Genomic DNA, 576 nt, shown 5'->3' on the forward strand with positions numbered 1-576 from the left:
AAGGTGTATAATGCTCATGGAGATTTCAACTCCGTAAAACACTCAGGAGGAGGAAGCTACATGAAGCAAGGACGGGAAACCACGCAGGAAGAGCGTATCCAAATTGTTAGGGATTGCATTGCCAGTGGAAAGAATTACGGAGAAATGGCCTTGAAATACCAGGTTAGCTATCAACAGGTTCGGAGTTGGACTCTTCGGTTTGAACAGATGGGAGAAGCAGGATTGGAGGATCGGCGGGGCCGCCGGAAGAAAGACCAAACTCCTCGCACCGAACTTGAGAAAGCCCAAATCGAAATTGAGCAACTCAAGCACAAGCTATATCTGGCGGAAATGGAGAATGCACTGCTAAAAAAATTGGACGAGATCGAGAGGAGAGAGGACTGGAAGAAGTGAGGCAGCGTCGTACTTATAAAGCCATTCAGGAGTGCCATGAAAATCAGGGGTACCCCATTGAGGTGGCGTGTAAACTGCTCCACGTGGCTCGGTCTGCGTACCACAAATGGGCTACTGGCAAGCGTAGCCACAGAGCTGCGGAGAATGAGCAGTTGGCCGACACCATTGAGAAAATTCACTTAG

At 49.3% G+C, this 576-nt stretch carries 1 protein-coding gene and 1 pseudogene; both read left to right on the top strand.

Going from position 1 to position 576, the window contains the following annotated elements; all coding sequences use genetic code 11:
- Window positions 1–393: helix-turn-helix domain-containing protein (locus B5F12_RS11615; RefSeq protein WP_204221612.1), on the top strand; the 393-nt coding region annotated here is incomplete at its 5' end.
- Window positions 390–576 (top strand): annotated as a pseudogene (locus tag B5F12_RS12085) (hypothetical protein); the annotation flags it as partial. The gene B5F12_RS11615 and the pseudogene B5F12_RS12085, both read left to right, overlap by 4 nt.

This window comes from Pseudoflavonifractor sp. An176, from assembly GCF_002160435.1.
Taxonomy (GTDB): domain Bacteria; phylum Bacillota; class Clostridia; order Oscillospirales; family Oscillospiraceae; genus Enterenecus; species Enterenecus faecium.